A 20,106-nucleotide genomic window follows, 5' to 3' on the forward strand; every position below is an offset into this window, starting at 1 on the left:
GCGTTTACAGGCCGTGGCCGAAGGTCTTGCCGTCGGCAGCCAGGCGCGCCAGCAGCGGCGCCGGCTCCCAGAAGGCCGCGTCGTCGAGCGGGTTGTGCTGGAAGCGCCGCATCGCGCGCACCACGTTGAACAGGCCCACCTCGTCGGCATGGCGCATCGGCCCGCCGCGGTGCAGCGGGAAGCCGTAGCCGGTGAGGTAGACCATGTCGATGTCGCCGGCCTTGGCCGCGATCCCCTCCTCGAGCAGGTGCGCGCCCTCGTTCACCAGCGCGTAGACCAGGCGCTCGACGATCTCGTCGTCGCCGATCTTGCGCGGCGTGATGCCCAGCGTCCTGCGATGGCCTTCGATCAGCTCGAGCACCACCGGCGACGGGATCGCGTCGCGCTTGCCGGCCTGGTAGTCGTACCAGCCGGCACCGGTCTTCTGGCCGAAGCGGCCGGTCTCGCACAGCAGGTCGGGGGTCTTGCTGTACTGCATGTGCGGCCGTTCGGCGTAGCGACGCTTGCGGATCGCCCAGCCGATGTCGTTGCCCGCCAGGTCGCTCATGCGGAACGGACCCATCGCGAAGCCGAAGCGCTCGATCGCCTTGTCCACCTGCTGTGGCGTGCTGCCTTCGTCGACCAGCAGGAAGGCCTGGCGCAGGTACTGCTCGACCATGCGGTTGCCGATGAAACCGTCGCAGACGCCCGAGACCACGCAGGTCTTGCGGATCTTCTTGCCCAGCTGCATCACAGTGGCGAGCACGTCCTTGCCCGTCTGCTCACCGCGCACCACCTCCAGCAGCTTCATCACGTTGGCCGGGCTGAAGAAGTGGGTGCCGATCACGTCCTGTGGCCGCCGCGTGAACGCGGCGATGCGGTTCAGGTCCAGCGTGGAGGTGTTGGACGCGAGGATGGCGCCGGGCTTCATCACCTCGTCGAGGCGACGGAACACCTGTTCCTTGACGCCCAGGTCCTCGAACACCGCCTCGATCACCACGTCGGCGTCGGCCAGGTCGGCGTAGTCCAGCGTCGTGCTCAACAGGCCCAGGCGCTGCTCGGCCCGCTCGGCCGTGAGCTTGCCCTTCTTCACATGCGCCTCGTAGTTGCGTCGGATCGTGGCCACGCCGCGATCCAGCGCCTCCTGCTTCGTCTCGAGCATCACCACCGGCAGTCCGGCGTTGAGGAAGTTCATCGCGATGCCGCCGCCCATGGTGCCGGCGCCGATGACGGCGAGCCGCTTCACGCTGCGCACCGGCGTGTCGGCCGGCACGTCGGCGATCTTGCCCGCCGCGCGCTCGGCCATGAACACATGCCGCAGCGCACGCGACTCGGGCGTGAGCATCAGCGCGGTGAAGGTCGACCACTCCAGCCGCAGGCCCTCATCGAACGGCAGCGCCACCGAGGCGGCGACCATGTCGATGCACTTGCGCGGCGCCGGGAACTGCGGGGCCATCGCGGTGGCGGTGTTGCGGGCGAACTGGAAATAGGCGTCGGCGTTCGGGTGATGGGCCGTGGAGCCGGCGCACCAGCGGCAGCGGGCGCCGAGCCGCCACTTCGGCCGCGAAGGCCAGCGCCGCGGTCATCAGATCGCCCTCGACCAGCCGGTCGAACAGCCGCTGGCCGGGCAGCGCCGCGAGCCGCTCGCTCGCCACCGGCTCGCCGCTGAGGATCATGTTCAGCGCGTCCTCGACGCCCAGCACGCGCGGCAGGCGCTGCGTGCCGCCGGCCCCCGGGATCAGGCCGATCTTCACCTCCGGCAGGGCGACCTGGCAGCCCGGCGCGGCCACGCGGTAATGGCAGCCGAGCGCGAGCTCCAGTCCGCCACCCATGCAGACCGTGTGCAGCGCGGCGATCACCGGCTTGCCCGACGCCTCGATGGCGAGGATGAGGCTCAGCAGGTTGGGCTCGCGCATCGCCTGCGGCGTGTCGAACTCGCGGATGTCGGCGCCGCCCGAGAAGGCCCGGCCGGCGCCGGTGATCACGATCGCCTGCACCGCCGGATCGTCCTGGGCACGCACCAGGCCGTCGGCCACGTCGCGCCGGGTGGCATGGCCCAGGCCGTTGACCGGCGGGTTGTCGAGCGTGATGACGGCCGCCGGGCCGTGGACTGCATAACGGGCACTCATGGATCGGGCTCTCCAGGACGACAGTCGGAAATAGAACGATCGTTCGATTCTGGCCCAGGAGCGGCGCGGCGGCGTGTCGCTGCCGTGACAGCCGTGCCGGACTCAGACCTCCAGCCACTCCCGGCGGACTTCGGCGTCAGCGCGCAGGTCCGCCGGCGTGCCCTCGAACACGATGCGCCCGTGGCCCATGACATAGCAGCGCTGGGCGACGTCGAGTGCGATGGTGAGCTTCTGCTCGACCAGCAGCACGGCCATGCCACGCTGCTGCAGTTCGCGCAGGAAGCCCGCCACCTGGTCCACCAGTTTCGGCGCCAGGCCTTCGGTCGGTTCGTCGACCAGCACCAGGTCGGGATCGCCCATCAGCGTGCGGCACAGCGTCAGCATCTGCTGCTCGCCGCCCGACAGCAGGCCCGCCTCGGTGTGCTCGCGCTCCTTCAGGCGCGGGAACATCCGGTACATGTCGTCGAGGCGCCAGCGTGGCGGCCGCGCCGGCTGGCCCGCCCCACCTTTCTGCCCGAGCTGCAGGTTCTGCAGCACCGTCAGGCCGGGGAACACGTCACGGCTCTCGGGCACGTAGCCGACGCCGCGGCGCGCGATGTCGAACGGGGCGCGCCCCAGCAACTCCTCGCCCCGCCACGTGACGCTGCCGCGGCCGTCGACCAGGCCCATCACCGCCTTCGCGGTGGTCGAGCGGCCCGAGCCGTTGCGGCCCAGCAGGCTGACGATCTCGCCCGGCTGCACCTGCAGCGACACGCCGTGCAGCACGTGGCTCTTGCCATAGTAGGCGTGGAGCTCGTCGAGGCGCAGCATCACGCGTCCCCGACCGCCAGCGCGGCACCCAGGTAGGCCTCCTGCACCGTCGCATTGGCCCGCACGGCGGCGGGCGTGTCGCAGGCGATCACCTCGCCGTAGACCAGCACCGCGATGCGATCGGCCAGATCGAACACCACGCCCATGTCGTGCTCCACGGCCAGCAGCGTGCGGCCCTCGCTCGCCTCGCGGATCAGCTGCACGAAGCGGCGCGTCTCGCTGCGGCTCATGCCGGCGGTGGGCTCGTCGAGCAGGATCACGCCGGCGCCGCCGGCGATCGTCAGGCCGATCTCCAGTGCGCGCTGCTCGGCGTAGGTCAGGTCGGCTGCCGCCACGTCGCGCTTGCGGTCGAGGTGCAGCATCGCCATCACCTGCTCGGCGCGCTCGTTGGCGTCGCGCAGGTCGGCCAGGAACTTCCAGAACGCGTAGCGATGCCCCAGGCTCCACAGCACGGCGCAGCGCAGGTTCTCGAACACCGACAGACGTGTGAACAGGTTGCTGACCTGGAAGCTGCGCGCCAGGCCCAGGCGGTTGATCTCGTGCGGTGCGCAGCCGTCGATGCGCGCCCCGTGCAGCCGGATCTCGCCGCTGCTGGGCGCGAAGCGCCCGCTGATGAGGTTGAACAGCGTCGACTTGCCGGCGCCGTTGGGTCCGATCAGCGCCACGCGCTCGCCGGAGCGCACCTGCAGGTCGGCGCCGCGGATGATCTCGGTCTTGCCGAAATGCTTGCGCACGCCGCGCAGCTCGAGCGCGAAGTCGGCCGTGGGGCTCACGAGGCCTCCTTCTGCCGGATCTCGTGCGCGATTTCCTGCTGCACGGCGCCCCATCGACGGGCGAACTCGCGGCGCGTGAGCTCGAACAGGCCCAGCCCGGCCAGCGCGACCAGGACTGCGCCGCACCAGCTGTCGACGCCATGCGGCTCCAGCGGCACGCCCAGGTAGCGCAGCGGGCCGCCGCCCAGCGCGGCGTCGAGCCGCAGGTGATACACCATCTCGATCATCGCGCCGACGCCGGCCAGCACCGTGAGCGCCGTGCCGGCGAGCGCGAGGTAGGCCGGCCACAGCGGACGCAGCCGGCCGTAGGCCGCGACGCGCAGGTTCATCATCACCAGACCGGCCAGGCCGCCCGGCGCGTACATCACCATGATCAGGAAGACGAGGCCGAGGTAGAGCAGCCAGGCCTGGGTGAACTCGCTGAACAGCACGAAGGCCAGCACCATCAGCACGGCGCCGAGGATGGGGCCGAAGAAGAAGCCCGCGCCGCCGAGGAAGGTGAACAGCAGGTAGGCCCCCGAGCGCTGCAGGCCCACGACCTCGGCGGTGACGATCTCGAAGTTCAGTGCGTGCAGGCCCCCGACAGGCCGGCGAAGCCGCCCGCGATGACGAAGGTGAGATAGCGCACCCGCTGGGCGTCGTAGCCGATGTAGCCGACCCGCTCCGGGTTGTCGCGCACCGCGTTGAGCATGCGACCCAGCGGCGTGCGCGTGAAGGCGAACATCGCCGCCGTGGCGAAGAAGGTGTAGAGCGCGATCAGGGCATAGACCTGGATCTGCGGACCGAAGCTGATGCCCGCCACCGGCGCACCGATCACGCGGTCGGCGGCGACGCCGGCCTCGCCGCCGAAGAACTCGGGGACCATCAGCGACATCGCGAACACCAGCTCCGCCAGGCCCAGCGTGATCATCGCGAACGGCGTGCCCGACTTGCGGGTGGTGACGAAGCCCAGCAGCAGCGCGACGCCGATCCCGGCGAGTGCGCCGACCAGCGGCACCAGGCTCACCGGCAGCGGCAGCTGCCCGTCGGCCGCGCGGTTGAGCGCATGGATCGCCAGGTAGGCGCCGAGGCCGCTGTAGACCGCGTGGCCGAAGCTGAGCATGCCGCCCTGCCCCAGCAGCATGTTGTAGGACAGGCAGGCGATGATCGCGATGCCCATCTGCGACAGCAGCGTCAGCGACAGGCCGCTGCCGAACAGCAGCGGCGCCACGGCCAGCAGCAGCGCGAACAGCCCCCAGACGAGACCGCGCGCCACGTTGCGCGGGCGGTATCGGAACACCGGCGCCATGGCCTGCTCAGCCTTCCCGCGTGCCGAGCAGTCCGCGGGGGCGGAAGATCAGCACAAGCACCAGCAGCAGGTACGGCAGGATCGGTGCGACCTGCGAGACCGTGAGCCGCAGCAGCGAGTTGCCCGCCGCGGCAGGGCCGACCTCCAGGCCCAGCGAGCGCAGCAGCGCGCCGAGCGAGTAGTCCACCGCGACCGCGAAGGTCTGCAGCACGCCGATCAGCAGCGACGCCACGAAGGCGCCCGGCAACGAGCCCATGCCGCCGACCACCACCACGACGAAGATCACCGAGCCGACGGTAGCCGCCATCGCCGGTTCGGTGACGAAGGTGCTGCCGCCGATCACGCCGGCCAGCCCGGCCAGCGCCGCACCGGCGCCGAACACCCCCATGAACACGCGCGGCACGTTGTGCCCCAGCGCCTCGGCCATCTCGGGGTGGGTCAGTGCCGCCTGGATCACCAGGCCGACGCGGGTGCGGGTGATCAGCAGCCACAGCGCCAGCAGCATCAGCAGGGCCACCAGCATCATGAAACCACGCGTGGCAGGGAACGGCGAGCACACGGCCCCGGCGGCGCTGCACAGGGCGGCCGGCGCCGCCCCCCACAGCAGCTGCAGGCCCTCACCCGCCGTCGCCACCAGCGTGAAGGCCGGGCCGCGCAGCGCGGCGGGTGGCTGGAAATCGAGCGCGACGCGCCCCCACAGCAACTGCACCACTTCCAGGATGACGTAGGACAGGCCGAAGGTCACCAGCAGCTCGGGCACATGGCCGTGGCGGTGCAGGCGGCGCAGGCAGGCGCGCTCGAACAACGCCCCGAGCACTCCGACCGCCAACGGCGCCAGCACCAGCGCGGGCCAGAAGCCGACCCCCTTGGCGATCGTGTAGCCCAGGTAGGCGCCCAGCATGTAGAAGCTGGCGTGCGCGAAGTTCAGCACGCCCATCAGGCTGAAGATCAGCGTCAGCCCCGAGCTGAGCATGAACAGCAGCAGCCCGTAGCTCAGGCCGTTGAGCATCGAGAGGGTGAAGAACTCCATCGGGCGCCCGTGCTCGCGTCCGCGCTGCAGAGAACGAGGCCTAGGGCCGCTTCATCTGGCAGCTGGTGGGCGTGCTCGACACGAAGGCCGGCAACTCCTTGACCGGCGCCAGCGTCATGCCGGTGTTCTCCGGGCTGTACGGGAACTTCGCGTCGGCCTGCTGCCACACCGTGATGAAGAGCGGCTGCTGCAGCTGGTGGTCGGACTTGCGCATCTCGACCTCGCCGCTGAAGCTGTTGAACTTCAGGCCCTCCATCGCCGCCGCCACCTTCAGCGGCTCGGTCGACTTCGCCCGCGCCATCGCCTGCGAGAGGATGTTGTAGATGTGGACCACCGAGCCGGTGTAGAAGTCGTCGTTGAGCTTCTGCCGGAACTCGTTCTGCCATTGGCCCATCGCGCCGGGCATGTTGTAGTGGTGGTAGGCGACCTGGTAGACACGGCCGTCGAAGTTGCGGCCGAGCGCCGTGGGCGCGCCGGTCACGCCGGTGTAGTAGGTGAAGAACCGCCCGGCGTAGCCGCTCTCGTTGGCGGCCTTCATCAGCAGAGACAGGTCGGAGCCCCAGTTGCCGGTGATCACGCTGTCGGCCCCGCTCGCCTTGATCTTGGCGATGTACGGCGCGAAGTCGCGCACCTGCGCGAGCGGGTGGAAGTCTTCGCCGACCACCTGCACGTCGGGCCGCTTCTTCGCCAGGTTCTCCTTCGCGTAGCGCGCCACCTGCTGGCCGTGCGAGTAGTTCTGGTTGAGCAGGTAGACCTTCTTGACGTCGGGAAGGTCCTTGATGAAGGTCGTGAGCGCCTCCATCTTCATGGAGGTATCGGCGTCGAAGCGGAAGTGCCAGTAGCTGCAGCGGCTGTTGGTGAAGTCGGGGTCGACCGCGGAGTGGTTGAGGTAGATCACCTCCTTGCCCGGGTTGCGCTCGTTGTGCTTGGCCACCGCATCGATCATCGCGCCGGCCACCGAGGAACCGTTGCCCTGCGTCACGTAGCGCACGCCCTGGTCCACCGCGGACTTCAGCGCGTTGACGGTTTCGCTGGGGCTGAGCTTGTTGTCGAACGGGACGATCTCGAAGCGCACGCCGGCCGGGTTGAGCCGGGGATCCTTGTTGAACTTCTCGGCGAAGAACTGGAAGCTCCGGACCTGGTTCTGGCCCACCGGGGCCATCAGGCCCGACAGCGGGTCGATCCAGGCGATCTTGACGGTCTCGCCCTTCTGCGCCGCCGCCGTGCCCACGGCCAGCAGCATCAGCGAACCGACCGCCGTTCGGTGCATCCAGGTCGCGATCCGCATCATCGTCTCCGCTCGTGGTGGGCCGTTCAGGCGGTCGGCAGCTTGTGATCCTTGAGCTGCTCGCGCAGCCGCATCTTCTGGATCTTGCCGGTGGCGGTGTGCGGGATCTCGACGACGAACACCACGTCATCCGGAATCTGCCACTTGGCGATCCGGCCTTCGTAGTGCGCCAGCATCTGCGCCCGCGTGAGCTCCACGCCCGGCTTGGGCACCACCACCAGCAGCGGCCGTTCGTCCCACTTCGGGTGGAAGGCGGCCACCACGGCCGCCTCGTGGACGCCGGGATGCGCCATCGCGATGTTCTCCAGCTCGATCGAGCTGATCCACTCGCCGCCGGACTTGATGACGTCCTTGCTGCGGTCGGTGATCTGCATGTAGCCGTCGGCGTCGATGGTCGCCACGTCGCCGGTCGGGAACCAGCCGTCGTGCAGCGGCGAGGCCGTCTGCTTGAAGTAGCGGTCGATCACCCACGGCCCGCGCACCAGCAAGTCACCGGAGCTCTTGCCGTCCCAGGGCTGCATGCCTCCATCGTCGCCGACGATCGCCATGTCGACGCCGAACACCACCTTGCCCTGCTTCTCCTGCAGGTGGCGCTGGGCCTCCTTGGGCAGCGCGTCGTGCTTGGATTTCAGGCGCGCCAGCGTGCCCAGCGGCGACATCTCGGTCATGCCCCAGGCGTGGATCACCTCGACGCCGTAGTCGTCCTCCAGCGTCTTCAGCATCGCCGGCGGGCAGGCCGAGCCACCGATGACGGTGCGCTTGAAGGTGGAGAACTTCAGGCCGTTCTGCTTCACGTAGGTCAGCAGGCCCAGCCACACGGTGGGCACGCCGGCGCTGAAGCTCACGCGTTCGGCCTCGAACAACTCGTAGAGCGACTTGCCGTCGAGGTGCGGGCCGGGAAACACCACCCGGCAGCCGGTCAGGGCCGAGGCATAGGGCAGGCCCCAGGCGTTGACGTGGAACATCGGCACCACCGGCAGCACGGTGTCGCGTGCCGCCAGCGCCATGCCGTCCGGCAGCGCCGCCGCCATCGCGTGCAGCAGGCTGGAGCGGTGGCTGTAGACAGCGCCCTTGGGGTTGCCGGTCGTGCCCGAGGTGTAGCAGATGCTCGACGCCGTGTTCTCGTCGAAGCTGGGCCAGCGGTAGTCGCCGTTCTCGGCCTCCAACAGCTCCTCGAAGCACAGCAGGTTCGGCACGCTGGTCTGTGCCGGCATGTGGGCGCGGTCCGTCATCGCGACGAAGTGGCGCACCGTGGGCAACTGCGCGGCGAGCTTCTCGACCAGCGGCAGGAACGTCAGGTCGAAACAAAGCACCCGGTCCTCGGCGTCGTTGACGATCCAGGCGATCTGCTCCGGGAACAGCCGCGGATTGACGGTGTGGCACACCAGCCCCGAGCCGGACGAGGCGTAGTAGATCTCGAGGTGGCGATAGCCGTTCCAGGCCAGCGTGCCGACGCGGTCGCCCGCCTCGCAGCCGAGCCGCGCCAGCGCCTGCGCCAGCTTGCGGGCGCGCAGCTCGACATCGACCCAGGTGCAGCGATGCACATCGCCCTCGACCCGCTTGGAAACGATCTCGGTGTCACCATGGTGACGCGCTGCATGCGTGATCAGCGACGAGATCAGCAGCGGCATCTGCATCATCTGCCCCATCAACAAGGCCATGGTCTTTCCCTCTTCGATTGGCAATGGAATGCGGGCGATCATAGAAAGCGTCCCGCAAGGCTTCGGCTGGGGTATGCCCTAGACGGCAGCAGGCGTGAGAGGGCTCGCTAGACTGCCGGGCATGCAAGATGTTTCCCTGCCGGAGCTCGACCGGCCCGACGCGACACCCCTCGGCCTGCACTGGCGCAACCGCTATGCCGCACTGGGCCCCGTCTTCCACACGCGACTCGCGGCGCAGAGGCTGCCGCAGCCGCACTGGGTGGCCACCAGCGACAGCGCCGCCCGCCTGCTCGGCTGGCCCGGCGACTGGGCCGAGCGCGCCGACTGGCAGGCGCTGGAGGTGTTGTCCGGCGGACGCACCTGGCCGGGCAGCGAGCCGCTGGCCACCGTCTACAGCGGCCACCAGTTCGGCGTCTGGGCCGGTCAGCTGGGCGATGGCCGGGCCCTGCTGCTGGGCGAGATCGACACGCCGAACGGACCGATGGAGCTGCAGCTCAAGGGCGCCGGCCGCACGCCCTATTCGCGCATGGGCGACGGCCGCGCGGTGCTGCGTTCGTCGATCCGCGAGTTCCTGTGTTCCGAAGCGATGCACTTCCTGGGCATTCCGACGACGCGCGCGCTGGCGGTCGTCGGTTCACCGCTGCCGGTGCGGCGCGAAACCGTCGAGACCGCCGCGGTCGTGACGCGGGTGGCGCCGAGCTTCGTGCGCTTCGGCCACTTCGAGCACTTCGCCCATCATGGCTTGCCCGAAGCGCTGCGCACGCTGGCCGACTTCGTGATCGACCAGCACCACCCCGCCTGCCGCGAGGCGGCCAATCCCTATGCCGCGCTGCTGGAGACGGTGGCGCGCCGTACCGCCACGCTGCTGGCCGACTGGCAGGCCGTGGGCTTCTGCCACGGCGTGATGAACACCGACAACCTGTCGATCCTCGGCCTGACGATCGACTACGGTCCGTTCGGCTTCCTCGACGGTTTCGACCCCGGCCATGTCTGCAACCACTCGGACCACCAGGGCCGTTATGCCTACTCGCGCCAGCCGAGCGTGGCGTTCTGGAACCTGCATGCGCTGGCGCAGGCGATGCTGCCGCTGATCGCGATGGGCGGCGAGGTGACCGAGGCCACCGGCGACCTGGCGCTGGAGGCGATCGAGCCCTACAAGCACACGTTCTCCGAGGCCATGGCAGCGCGGCTTCGCGCCAAGCTCGGCCTCGCCGGCGAACGCGACGAGGATGTGGCGCTGGCCGACGACTGGCTCCAGCTGATGGCCACCGAGCGCGCCGACCACACCATCACCTGGCGCAGGCTGGCGCAGTGGTCGCCGGCCGAGCCGCAGGCGGTGCGCGACCTCTTCCTCGACCGCCCGGCCTTCGATGCCTGGGCCGACCGCTATGCACGTCGCCTCGCGCTCGACGGCCGCGCGGAGGCCGAGCGCCGCTTGCAAATGGACCGCGCGAACCCCAAGTACGTGCTGCGCAACCACTTGTGCGAGAACGCGATCCGTGCGGCACAGGGTGGCGATTTCGGCGAGACACAGCGCCTGCTGAAAGTTCTGGAGCGGCCGTTCGACGAACAGCCGGAGCACTCGGCCTATGCCGAGTTTCCGCCCGATTGGGCGCAAACCCTGGAGGTGTCCTGTTCATCATGAGTTCCACCGACGACAAGCCCCGCAAGGTCCAGAAGACCGAGGCCGAATGGCGTGCCCAGCTCGACCCGATGCAGTTCGAGGTGACGCGCCACGGCGCCACCGAGCGTGCCTTCACGGGCAAATATGCCGATCACTGGCAGGAAGGCGTGTACCACTGCGTCGGCTGCAACGCGCCGCTGTTCGACTCGGGCACGAAGTTCGACGCCGGCTGCGGCTGGCCCAGCTACTTCCAGCCGCTGCGCGGCGAGATCATCGACCGCGTGGTCGACCGCAGCCACGGCATGGTGCGCGTGGAGGTGCGCTGCCAGGACTGCGGCGCGCACCTCGGCCACGTCTTCCCCGACGGCCCCGAGCCGACCGGCGAGCGCTACTGCATCAACTCGGCCTCGCTGGGCTTCGAGCCCCGGAAATGACCCGGTGCCAGCGCCCCGGCGCCGGCACCGCACAATCGGGGCCCTGGGCAACGACCGACCCTCGCGATGAAGTTCCTGTTCGACCTGCTTCCCATCGTCCTGTTCTTCGTGGCCTTCAAGGTGGCCGAAGGCCAACCCGACGCGGCGGCCGCGTTCGCCAGCCAGCATTTCGGCTTCCTGGTCTCCGGCGGCATGGTCGGCCCGAAGGAGGCGCCGGTGCTGCTGGCCACGCTGGTGGTCATCGTGGCCACCTTCGCGCAGATCGGCTGGCTGCTGCTGCGCGGCAGGAAGGTGGACACGATGCTGTGGGTCAGCCTCGGGCTGGTCACGTTGCTCGGCGGCGCCACCGTCTGGTTCCACAACGAGACCTTCATCAAGTGGAAGCCCAGCGTGCTGTACTGGGTCATGGGGACGGCGTTCTGGCTCAGTCACGCCGTGTTTCGAAAGAACCTGTTGCAGACGCTGATGGGCGGCCAGCTGCAGCTGCCGCCGGCGGTGTGGCGCAACCTCAACTTCATGTGGATCGCCTTCTTCGCGTTCATGGGCCTGGCGAACCTCTACGTCGCCTACAGCTTCCCGACCGACGTGTGGGTCAATTTCAAGCTGTTCGGCGGCGTGGGCCTGATGCTCCTGTTCACGCTGGCGCAAGGCCTCTACCTGAGCCGCCACATCAAGACCGAAGATGAGTGAGCCGAACGTGGGGCGCACCGCGCCGGCCTTCGCCCCGACCGCGGCCGAGCTCGAGGCCGCGTTGCGGGACGCGCTGGCGCCGCAATCGCTGCACGTCAGCGACGACAGCCACCAGCACGCCGGCCATGCCGGCGCCCGCGAAGGCGGGCATTACAGCGTCCATCTGGTCAGTGAGCGCTTTGACGGTTTGTCACGTCTGGCGCGGCACCGCCTTGTGTATGATGCCGTCGCCTCGTGGATGCCCCGCGGCATTCATGCCCTGGCACTCACCACGCTCACCCCCACCGAAGCGGCCCGCAGCACCCCTTGAAGCCGTCGCCCCGCGACGCCGCCCGCCGCCCTTTCCCTACCGAGGTTCTGATCGCATGAAGCCGTACACCCTTGCCGTTCGCGCATCGTCCATCGCGCTGGCCGCCGCCCTGCTCGCCCCGGCGCTGGCCGCAGCGCAGAACATCGCCATCGTCAACGGCAAGCCGGTCCCGAGGCGCGCGCCGACGCCCTGCTGCAGCAGGTCACGAAGCAGGCACAGAGCCAGGGCCAGCAGCTGCCGCCCGAGACCGAGCGTCAGGTGAAGGACGAGGTGGTGCTGCGCGAGATCTTCACGCAGGCCGCCGAGAAGCGCGGCGTGACCGCCACGCCGGAATACAAGGCGCAGATGGAACTGGCCCGCCAGAGCATCCTGATCCGCGAGCTGTTCGCCGACTTCCAGAAGAAGAACCCCGTCACCGACGCCGAGGTCCAGGCCGAGTACGACAAGTACAAGGCCCAGGCCGGCGACAAGGAATACCGTGTGCGCCACATCCTCGTGGAGACCGAGGACGAGGCCAAGGCCCTGATCGCGCAGATCCAGGGCGGCGCGAGCTTCGAGGAAACGGCCAAGAAGTCCAGCAAGGACCCGGGCTCGGCGCCCAACGGCGGCGATCTCGACTGGGCCGCCCCGGGCAGCTTCGTGCCCGAGTTCTCCAACGCAATGGTCAAGCTCGAGAAGGGCAAGATGACCGAGGCACCGATCAAGAGCCAGTACGGCTTCCACATCCTGAAGCTCGAGGACGTGCGCGACGCCCAGTTCCCGCCGCTGGCCGAAGTGAAGCCGCAGATCGAGCAGCGCCTGAGCCAGCAGAAGGTCGGCGCCTTCCGCGACGAACTCAAGAGCAAGGCCAAGACCGACTACAAGTTCGAGTGACCCGGTCGCGGGCCCTCGACGGCATCAGGCGCCCTGCGGGGCGCCTTTTTCATGCCCGACGGCCAGTCCCGCACGGTTGGAAAACGCATTCGCGTGTCAGTGCTCGTCCGGCACGCGCGGCACCGCCTGCGGCGCGTCGCAGGTCTGCAGCTGCGCGAAGACGAGCGCGGCGCAGACCGTCATCAGGCCGATGCAGGCAAAGGCCGCGTGGAAGGTCTGCACCACGGCCGCCGATCCCTGGGCCTGCGTGTGTCCGCCGAACGCCACCAGCAGCGCGGCGGCGGCCGCGACACCCAGGCTCATCGAGACTTGCATCACCACCGACAGCAGGCTGTTGCCGGCGCTGGCGTTGCGACCCTCCAGGTCCCCCAGCGTCAGCGTGTTCATGGCGGTGAACTGCAGCGAGTTGACGATGCCGAACGCGGCCAGGTGCAGCATCAGTGCCCAGCGGCCGGTCTCCAGATCGACCAGCGCGAAGCTGGCGATCATCAACCCCAGCAGCACGGTGTTGCCGATCAGCGTGCGGCGGTAGCCCAGGCGCCCGATCAGCGGTTCGGCGAAGGTCTTGGACAGCATCGCGCCGAGCGCCGTCGGGATCAGGCTCATGCCGGCGGCGGCCGGCGAATAGGCGAGCCCGACCTGCAGGAACAGCGGCATCAGGAAGGGAATCGCGCCGCTGCCGAGCCGCGCGAACAGGTTGCCGATCAGGCCCACCGCGAAGGTCGGGATCGAGAACAGCCCGAGCCCGAACAGCGGCTGCGGCGCGCGCGCCGCATGCAGCCAGTAGCCGCCGAGCGCCGCGAAGCCGGCGAACAGCAGCAGCATCGAGCTCGCGAACCCCAGCGCCCGTTCGCCCAGGCCCTGCAGCGCGACGGAGATCATCACGATGCTCGCGCCGAACAGCACGTAGCCCCACAGGTCGAAACGCTGCGCCGCGCCGTCCCGCAGGTCCGGCATGTAGCGCCGTGCGGCCACCACGCCCACCAGGCCGACCGGCAGGTTGATCAGGAACACCCAGTGCCAGGTGGCCACCTCGACCAGCCAGCCGCCCAGGCTGGGACCGATCAGCGGACCAACCAGACCCGGGATCGTGACGAAGGCGAGCGTGCGCAGCAGTTGGTCCTTGGGGAACACACGCAGGATGGCGAGCCGACCCACCGGCAGCAGCAGCGCGCCGCCCACGCCCTGCAGCACGCGCGCCGCGGCGAGCTGGCCGAGCGTGGCCGACAGCGCGCAGGCCGCCGACCCGACGCTGAACACGACGATCGCGCCGATGAAGATGCGCCGCGTTCCGAAGCGGTCGGCCAGCCAGCCCGACACCGGGATCAGCAGCGCCACCGTCAGCATGTAGGCGATCACGACGGCCTGCATGCGCAGCGGGCTCTCGCCGAGGTCGCGCGCCATCGCAGGCAGCGCGGTGTTGACGATGGTGCCGTCCAGCGTCTGCATGAAGAAGGCCACCGCCACCAGCCAGGGCAGCATGCGGCGGGCGCGTTCGCCGATCGCTGCGCCGTCCGTCATCGTGGGCACCTCACCGCACGGCCAGCCACAGCATCAGCGCGCCGATCAGCAGCGGCTGGTGCAGCATGTAGAAGCTCAGGCTCCAGCGCCCCAGCACGGCCAGCGGTCGGGCTGCGGTGGGCAACGGGCCGCCGAGCCATCCCGGGCGGTGCTCGATCAACCACCGGCCGGCCGCCAGGCCCCACCACATGACGCCCAGCCAGGGCAGCAGCGCACGTAGTCCTCGGTGACCGGCCGGCGCGTCACCAGGCCGACCCAGTTGGCGAGCCGGCTGTCGAACAGCGGGTGCTGCACGAACTGCGGCAGCAGGATCGCCGCCAGCCCCAGCGGCCACAGCCAGCGCCCTGCACCGGCGGAGAAACGGCAGACGATCAGCATCAGCGCGATGCCGTGCAGCACGCCGAAGCTGATCCAGCTGCGCGGGAACATCAGCGCGCTGCCGGCGCTGACCAGCAGCGCGCAACCGGCGACCTGGGCCCAACGGCGCCAGAAGCGCGCCCCGCCCTGGCCGGCGTGCAGCGCGACGGCCTGGCCGAGGCCGGCGCAGAACAGGAACAGGCTGACGATCGCGGTGCGCTGGTGCAGCCAGAACGGATCGGCGTGGAAGTTCGCGCCGATCAGCCGGAAGTGGGCCAGGTCGAAGCAGAAATGGAACACCGCCATCCAGACGATGGCCAGACCGCGCAGCGCGTCGAGGCGGGCATGCCGGTCCGCGAGGGACCGCAGCGGCCCGCCTCCCATCAGGCGGCCCAGCGGCGCGCGTTGCGGAACATGCGCAGCCAGGGGCTGGCAGCGGTGACGTCACCGCCGCTCCAGCTCATCTGCACGTTGCGGAACACGCGCTCGGGGTGCGGCATCAGCGCGGTGTAGCGGCCGTCGGGCGTGGTCACCGCGGTCAGGCCTTCGGGGCTGCCGTTGGGGTTGTGGGGATAGGCCTCGGTGGCGCGGCCGGCCGGGTCCACGTAGCGCATGGCGCGGTGCACCGCGCGGGCGTCGCCGCGCTGGGAGAAGTCGGCATAGCCCTCGCCGTGCGCCACCGCGATCGGCAGCCGGCTGCCGGCCATGCCGGCGAAGAACAGCGACGGACTCTCCAGCACCTCCACCTGCGCCAGCCGCGCCTCGAACTGTTCGCTGCGGTTGCGGGTGAACTTGGGCCAGGCCTGAGCGCCGGGGATGATGGGCGCCAGCGCCGCCATCATCTGGCAGCCGTTGCAGACGCCGAGCGCGAAGCTGTCGTCGCGGTTGAAGAACGCCGCGAACTGGTCGGCCAGCCGCGGGTTGAACAGCACCGAGCGCGCCCAGCCCTCGCCGGCGCCCAAGGTGTCGCCGTAGCTGAAGCCGCCGCAGGCGACGAAGCCGCGGTACATGTCGAGCCGGGCCCGGCCCGACTGCAGGTCGCTCATGTGCACGTCGTAGGTCTCGAAGCCGGCCTGCGCCATCGCATAGGCCATCTCGATGTGCGAGTTGACGCCCTGCTCGCGCAGGATCGCGAGCTTCGGACGGGCGAGCTTCAGGAAGGGCGCGGCCACGTCCTCGGCCGGATCGAAGCTGGGTTGCCACTGCAGGCCGGCATCGTCCGGCGCGCCGGCTGCCGCATGCTCGGCCTCGGCACAGCCCGGGTGGTCGCGCAGCGCGGCGATGCGCCAGCTCACCTCGTCCCAGGCCTGATGCAGTTCGCGCAGCGGCGCGCTGAACACGGCCTTGGCGTCGCGCCAGACCTCGATGACACCGCGGTCGTTGGGCTTGCCGATCACGTGGCTGTGACGGCCGAGGCCGGCCTCGCGCAGCACGTGGAGCACCTTGTCGCGCTCGGCGCCGGCGACCTGGATCACCGCGCCCAACTCCTCGGCGAACAGCGCCTTCAGCGTCAGCTCCTCGCGGCGCGCACCCACCTGGCCGGCCCAGTTCTTGGCATCGCCGCTGTCCATGCGGCTGTCGGACACGCCGTCGCCCTCGGTCACCAGCAGGTCGACGTTGAGCGACACGCCGCAGTGGCCGGCGAAGGCCATCTCGCAGACCGTCGCCCACAGGCCGCCGTCGGAACGGTCGTGGTAGGCCAGCAGCCGGCCTTCGCCGCGCAGGCGGTGGATGGCGGCCACCAGCTGCTTCAGCAGCGCGGCATCGTCGAGGTCGGGTGCGCTGTCGCCCAGCTGCTCCAGCGTCTGCGCCAGGATCGAGCCGCCCAGGCGGTTGCGGCCCTGCCCCAGGTCGATCAGGATCAGCGAGGTATCACCCGGCTGCAGCTGCGGCGTGAGCGTGCCGCGCACGTCGGCCAGGCTGGCGAAGGCGGTGACGATCAGCGAGACCGGCGCGGTCACCTGCTTCGCCTCGCCGGATTCGGCGTCGCTCCAGCGCGTGCGCATCGACAGCGAATCCTTGCCGACCGGCACCGCGATGCCCAGCGCCGGACACAGCTCCAGGCCGACCGCGCGCACCGTGTCGTACAGCGCTGTGTCCTCGCCGGGTTCGCCGCAGGCGGCCATCCAGTTGCAGCTGAGCTTGACGCGCGGCAGCTCGATCGGCGCGGCCAGCAGGTTGGTGATGCTCTCGGCCACCGCCATGCGGCCGGCGGCCGGCGCGTCGATCAGGGCCAGCGGCGTGCGCTCGCCCATCGCCATGGCCTCGCCGTGGAAGCCGGCATGGTCGGCCAGCGTCACCGCGCAGTCGGCCACCGGCACCTGCCACGGGCCGACCATCTGGTCACGATGGCTCAGACCCCCGACCGTGCGGTCGCCGATGGTGATCAGGAAGCGCTTGCTGGCCACCGTGGGATGGCGCAGCACGTCGAAGGCGGCCTGCTGCAGCGTCACGCCCGCCAGCGCCAACGGCTCCAGGTGGTGCGCCACGCGCTGCACCTGGCGGTGCATCTTCGGCGGCTTGCCGAGCAGCACGTCCATCGGCATGTCGATCGGCGTGCCGTGCTCGCCCTGTCCGCCGGGGCCGTCCTCGAGCACCAGCTGCAGTGCGTCGCTGGCGACGCCGACCACCGCGTAGGGGCAACGTTCACGGCTGGCCATCGCCTCGAACAGCGGCAGGCTCTCGGGCGCGATCGCCAGCACGTAGCGCTCCTGGCTCTCGTTGCACCAGATCTCCTTCGGCGCCAGGCCGCTTTCCTCCAGCGGCACCTTGCGCAGGTCGAAGCGCGCGCCGCGGCCGGCGTCGTGCACCAGCTCGGGGAAGGCATTGCTGATGCCACCGGCGCCGACGTCGTGCACCGCGAGGATGGGATTGCCCGCGCCCAGCGCCCAGCAGTGGTTCAGGACCTCCTGCGCGCGCCGCTGGATCTCCGGGTTGCCGCGCTGCACCGAATCGAAATCCAGTGCCGCGGTGTTGGCGCCGGCTGCCATCGAGCTGGCGGCACCGCCGCCCATGCCGATGCGCATGCCGGGACCGCCGAGCTGGATCAGCAGCGTGCCGGCCGGGAACGGGATCTTGTGGGTCTGGCCGTCGCTGATCGTGCCCAGGCCCCGGCGATCATGATGGGCTTGTGGTAGCCGCGGCGCTGCGCCTGCGCACCGGCGCCGACCGTCTGCTCGTAGACGCGGAAGTAGCCGCCCAGGTTGGGTCGGCCGAACTCGTTGTTGAAGGCCGCGCCGCCCAGCGGGCCGTCGATCATGATCTGCAGCGCGCTCGCGATGTGCTCGGGCTTGCCGTAGCGCACACGCTCCCAGGCTCATGGGTGCCGGGCAACTGGAGGTTGGAGACCGAGAAGCCGGTCAGGCCGGCCTTGGGCCGGGCGCCGCGCCCGGTGGCGCCCTCGTCGCGGATCTCGCCGCCGGCGCCGGTGGACGCACCGGCGAACGGGGAGATCGCCGTCGGGTGGTTGTGCGTCTCGACCTTCATCAGCACGTGGGCCGTCTCGTGGCGCGCCGCATAGACCGGCGCATTGGTGTAGCCCTGCGGTAGCCAGCGCTCGATCGGGAAGCCCTCCATCACCGCCGCGTTGTCGCTGTACGCCACGATGGTGTGCTGCGGCGAGGTCTTGTGGGTGTGACGGATCATCTGGAACATCGAGTGTTCCTGAGCCTCGCCGTCGATCGTGAACTGCGCGTTGAAGATCTTGTGGCGGCAGTGCTCGGAGTTCGCCTGCGCGAACATCATCAGCTCCACGTCGGTCGGGTTGCGCTGCAGTCCGGTGAAGGCGGCGACGAGGTAATCGATCTCGTCGTCGCTCAGCGCCAAGCCGAAGTCGCGGTTCGCCGCTTCCAGCGCCGTGCGACCCCGGCCGATCACGTCGACCGTCTCCATCGGCTTCCCCGGCTGGGCATCGAACAGGTGGGCCGCGGCGCCGTGCTCGAAGGCCACGCTCTCGGTCATGCGGTCGTGCAGCAGTTCGGCCACGGCCGCGCGCTCGGCATCGGTGAGCGGCTTGCTGCCGCCGAGCAGTCCGCCCTTGAGCGTCAGCCGGTACTCGGTGACACGCTCGACGCGGCGGATGCCCAGGCCGCAGTTGTGGGCAATGTCAGTGGCCTTGCTGGCCCAGGGCGACACCGTGCCCAGGCGCGGCATCACCAGCACCAGGGTGCCCTCCGTCGGGCCGGCATAGGCGTCGCCGTAGCGCAGCAGGCCGGCCAGCTTGTCGCGTGCGGCTGCATCGAGCGCCGCCTCCGCCGCCACCCAGTGCACGTGCCGGGCATGGACCGCGGTGATGCGGGCGGCGAGCGCCTGCAACCGCGGCAACAGGGCCTGGGCACGGAAGGCGGACAGCGCGTTGCCGCCGTCGAAGGAGAGGATCGTGGGCTGGGTCATGGGGCGCGCGGAAGTCGCGGGTCTGGAGGGCGTGCGGTGCGAGGCGGGATGTCCCCTCGCAAACCCTAGATTTACGGGCCTGATGAGATAATCCCCGGCTATGTCGATCACGATCAAGACCGCCGCCGACGCCGACGGCATGCGCATCGCGGGGCGGCTCGCCTCCGAGGTGCTGGACATGCTGACGCTGCACGTCAAGCCCGGCATCACCACCGACGAGCTGGACCGCCTGGCGCACCGGCACATCGTCGAGGTGCAGGACGCCGTCCCGGCGCCGCTGAACTACGCGCCGCCCGGCTACACGCCCTACCCCAAGTCGATCTGCACGTCGATCAATCATCAGGTCTGCCACGGCATCCCGAACGACCGGCCGCTGAAGAACGGCGACATCGTCAACATCGACGTCACCGTCATCAAGGACGGCTGGCACGGCGACACCAGTCGCATGTTCGTGGTCGGCGAGGGCTCGATCGCGGCCCGCCGGCTGTGCTCGCTCACCTACGAGGCCATGTGGCGCGGCATCGTCAAGGTGAAGCCCGGCGTGCGACTCGGCGACATCGGCCACGCGATCCAGACCTTCACCGAACGCCAGGGCTTCTCGATCGTGCGCGAGTTCTGCGGGCACGGCATCGGCCGCAAGTTCCACGAGGAACCACAGGTGCTGCATTACGGCCGCCCCGGCACGCTGGAGGAATTGGTGCCCGGCATGGTGTTCACGATCGAGCCGATGGTGAACGCCGGGCGCCGCGAGATCAAGGAACTGGGCGACGGCTGGACCATCGTGACCAAGGACCGCTCGCTCTCGGCGCAGTGGGAGCACACGGTGCTGGTCACCGACACCGGCTACGAGGTGCTCACCCTCTCGGCCGGCAGCCCACCGCCGCCGGAACCCGGCGCGGCCTGATGAGCGCAGCGCTGCTGCCCGCACGCCCCGCCCCACCGTGCCG

General features: G+C 69.8%; 11 protein-coding genes and 5 pseudogenes. 6 read left to right on the top strand and 10 right to left on the bottom strand.

What is annotated here, in order from left to right:
* Positions 1-4: 4 nt before the first annotated feature.
* The 7 genes and pseudogenes from Y694_RS06165 to Y694_RS06195 form a co-directional block, all read right to left on the bottom strand.
* Positions 5-2,108 (bottom strand): annotated as a pseudogene (locus Y694_RS06165) (3-hydroxyacyl-CoA dehydrogenase NAD-binding domain-containing protein).
* 102 nt (positions 2,109-2,210) lie between these two features.
* A complete protein-coding gene (locus Y694_RS06170) occupies positions 2,211-2,918 on the bottom strand; it encodes an ABC transporter ATP-binding protein (protein WP_036230814.1) in 708 nt (235 codons plus the stop codon).
* A complete protein-coding gene (locus Y694_RS06175; RefSeq protein WP_036230816.1) occupies positions 2,918-3,691 on the bottom strand; it encodes an ABC transporter ATP-binding protein in 774 nt (257 codons plus the stop codon). Before Y694_RS06175 ends, Y694_RS06170 begins: the two co-directional genes overlap by 1 nt.
* A pseudogene (locus Y694_RS06180) lies at positions 3,688-4,979 on the bottom strand (branched-chain amino acid ABC transporter permease). The gene Y694_RS06175 and the pseudogene Y694_RS06180 overlap by 4 nt, the downstream one beginning before the upstream one ends.
* A gap of 7 nt (positions 4,980-4,986) precedes the next feature.
* The gene (locus Y694_RS06185; RefSeq protein WP_011829367.1) at positions 4,987-6,009 is read right to left on the bottom strand and encodes a branched-chain amino acid ABC transporter permease; all 1,023 of its coding nucleotides are present in this window, start codon (positions 6,007-6,009) and stop codon (positions 4,987-4,989) included.
* 40 nt (positions 6,010-6,049) lie between these two features.
* Positions 6,050-7,297: a branched-chain amino acid ABC transporter substrate-binding protein gene (locus Y694_RS06190; protein ID WP_036230825.1), complete on the bottom strand. Its 1,248-nt coding sequence runs from the start codon at positions 7,295-7,297 to the stop codon at positions 6,050-6,052.
* Between the two features lie 26 nt (positions 7,298-7,323).
* A complete protein-coding gene (locus Y694_RS06195; protein ID WP_036230819.1) occupies positions 7,324-8,958 on the bottom strand; it encodes a 3-(methylthio)propionyl-CoA ligase in 1,635 nt (544 codons plus the stop codon).
* 121 nt (positions 8,959-9,079) lie between these two features.
* Between Y694_RS06195 and Y694_RS06200 the strand changes: the two genes are divergently transcribed.
* The 5 genes and pseudogenes from Y694_RS06200 to Y694_RS06220 all read left to right on the top strand — a co-directional run bounded on the left by Y694_RS06200 (position 9,080) and on the right by Y694_RS06220 (position 12,889).
* Positions 9,080-10,603 (top strand): YdiU family protein, encoded by a 1,524-nt coding sequence (locus tag Y694_RS06200; RefSeq protein WP_051495606.1) that lies wholly within the window; start codon positions 9,080-9,082, stop codon positions 10,601-10,603.
* Entirely contained in the window at positions 10,600-11,016 is a 417-nt protein-coding gene (msrB, locus tag Y694_RS06205; protein ID WP_011829363.1) for a peptide-methionine (R)-S-oxide reductase MsrB, read from the top strand. The genes Y694_RS06200 and msrB overlap by 4 nt, the downstream gene beginning before the upstream one ends.
* A gap of 66 nt (positions 11,017-11,082) precedes the next feature.
* Entirely contained in the window at positions 11,083-11,706 is a 624-nt protein-coding gene (locus Y694_RS06210) for a septation protein A (protein WP_036230822.1), read from the top strand.
* The gene (locus Y694_RS06215; RefSeq protein ID WP_011829361.1) at positions 11,699-12,016 is read left to right on the top strand and encodes a BolA family transcriptional regulator; all 318 of its coding nucleotides are present in this window, start codon (positions 11,699-11,701) and stop codon (positions 12,014-12,016) included. Before Y694_RS06210 ends, Y694_RS06215 begins: the two co-directional genes overlap by 8 nt.
* A 55-nt stretch (positions 12,017-12,071) precedes the next feature.
* Positions 12,072-12,889: pseudogene (locus Y694_RS06220) on the top strand (peptidylprolyl isomerase).
* 96 nt (positions 12,890-12,985) lie between these two features.
* Here Y694_RS06220 and mdtD read toward each other — a convergent pair.
* The 3 genes and pseudogenes from mdtD to purL all read right to left on the bottom strand — a co-directional run bounded on the left by mdtD (position 12,986) and on the right by purL (position 19,159).
* The gene (gene mdtD / locus Y694_RS06225) at positions 12,986-14,410 is read right to left on the bottom strand and encodes a multidrug transporter subunit MdtD (RefSeq protein ID WP_011829359.1); all 1,425 of its coding nucleotides are present in this window, start codon (positions 14,408-14,410) and stop codon (positions 12,986-12,988) included.
* 10 nt (positions 14,411-14,420) lie between these two features.
* A pseudogene (locus tag Y694_RS06230) lies at positions 14,421-15,151 on the bottom strand (DUF1624 domain-containing protein).
* Positions 15,151-19,159 (bottom strand): annotated as a pseudogene (purL, locus tag Y694_RS06235) (phosphoribosylformylglycinamidine synthase). The pseudogenes Y694_RS06230 and purL overlap by 1 nt, the downstream one beginning before the upstream one ends.
* 100 nt (positions 19,160-19,259) lie before the next feature.
* Between purL and map the strand changes: the two are divergent.
* Positions 19,260-20,063 carry a type I methionyl aminopeptidase gene (gene map, locus Y694_RS06240; RefSeq protein WP_011829356.1) on the top strand — a complete coding sequence of 268 codons (804 nt, stop codon included), beginning with the start codon at positions 19,260-19,262 and terminating at the stop codon, positions 20,061-20,063.
* Positions 20,064-20,106 lie beyond the last annotated feature (43 nt).

Source organism: Methylibium sp. T29-B (assembly GCF_000576225.1).
GTDB classification, from domain to species: Bacteria; Pseudomonadota; Gammaproteobacteria; order Burkholderiales; family Burkholderiaceae_C; genus Methylibium; species Methylibium petroleiphilum.

Excerpts from the sequence above, each read along its gene's own strand:
- Y694_RS06170 (WP_036230814.1), bottom strand. The coding sequence starts at position 2,918 with ATGCTGCGCCTCGACGAGCTCCACGCCTACTATGGCAAGAGCCACGTG.
- Y694_RS06185 (WP_011829367.1), bottom strand. The coding sequence starts at position 6,009 with ATGGAGTTCTTCACCCTCTCGATGCTCAACGGCCTGAGCTACGGGCTG.
- Y694_RS06190 (WP_036230825.1), bottom strand. The coding sequence starts at position 7,297 with ATGCGGATCGCGACCTGGATGCACCGAACGGCGGTCGGTTCGCTGATG.
- Y694_RS06195 (WP_036230819.1), bottom strand. The coding sequence starts at position 8,958 with ATGGCCTTGTTGATGGGGCAGATGATGCAGATGCCGCTGCTGATCTCG.
- Y694_RS06200 (WP_051495606.1), top strand. The coding sequence starts at position 9,080 with ATGCAAGATGTTTCCCTGCCGGAGCTCGACCGGCCCGACGCGACACCC.
- msrB (WP_011829363.1), top strand. The coding sequence starts at position 10,600 with ATGAGTTCCACCGACGACAAGCCCCGCAAGGTCCAGAAGACCGAGGCC.
- Y694_RS06210 (WP_036230822.1), top strand. The coding sequence starts at position 11,083 with ATGAAGTTCCTGTTCGACCTGCTTCCCATCGTCCTGTTCTTCGTGGCC.
- Y694_RS06215 (WP_011829361.1), top strand. The coding sequence starts at position 11,699 with ATGAGTGAGCCGAACGTGGGGCGCACCGCGCCGGCCTTCGCCCCGACC.
- mdtD (WP_011829359.1), bottom strand. The coding sequence starts at position 14,410 with ATGACGGACGGCGCAGCGATCGGCGAACGCGCCCGCCGCATGCTGCCC.
- map (WP_011829356.1), top strand. The coding sequence starts at position 19,260 with ATGTCGATCACGATCAAGACCGCCGCCGACGCCGACGGCATGCGCATC.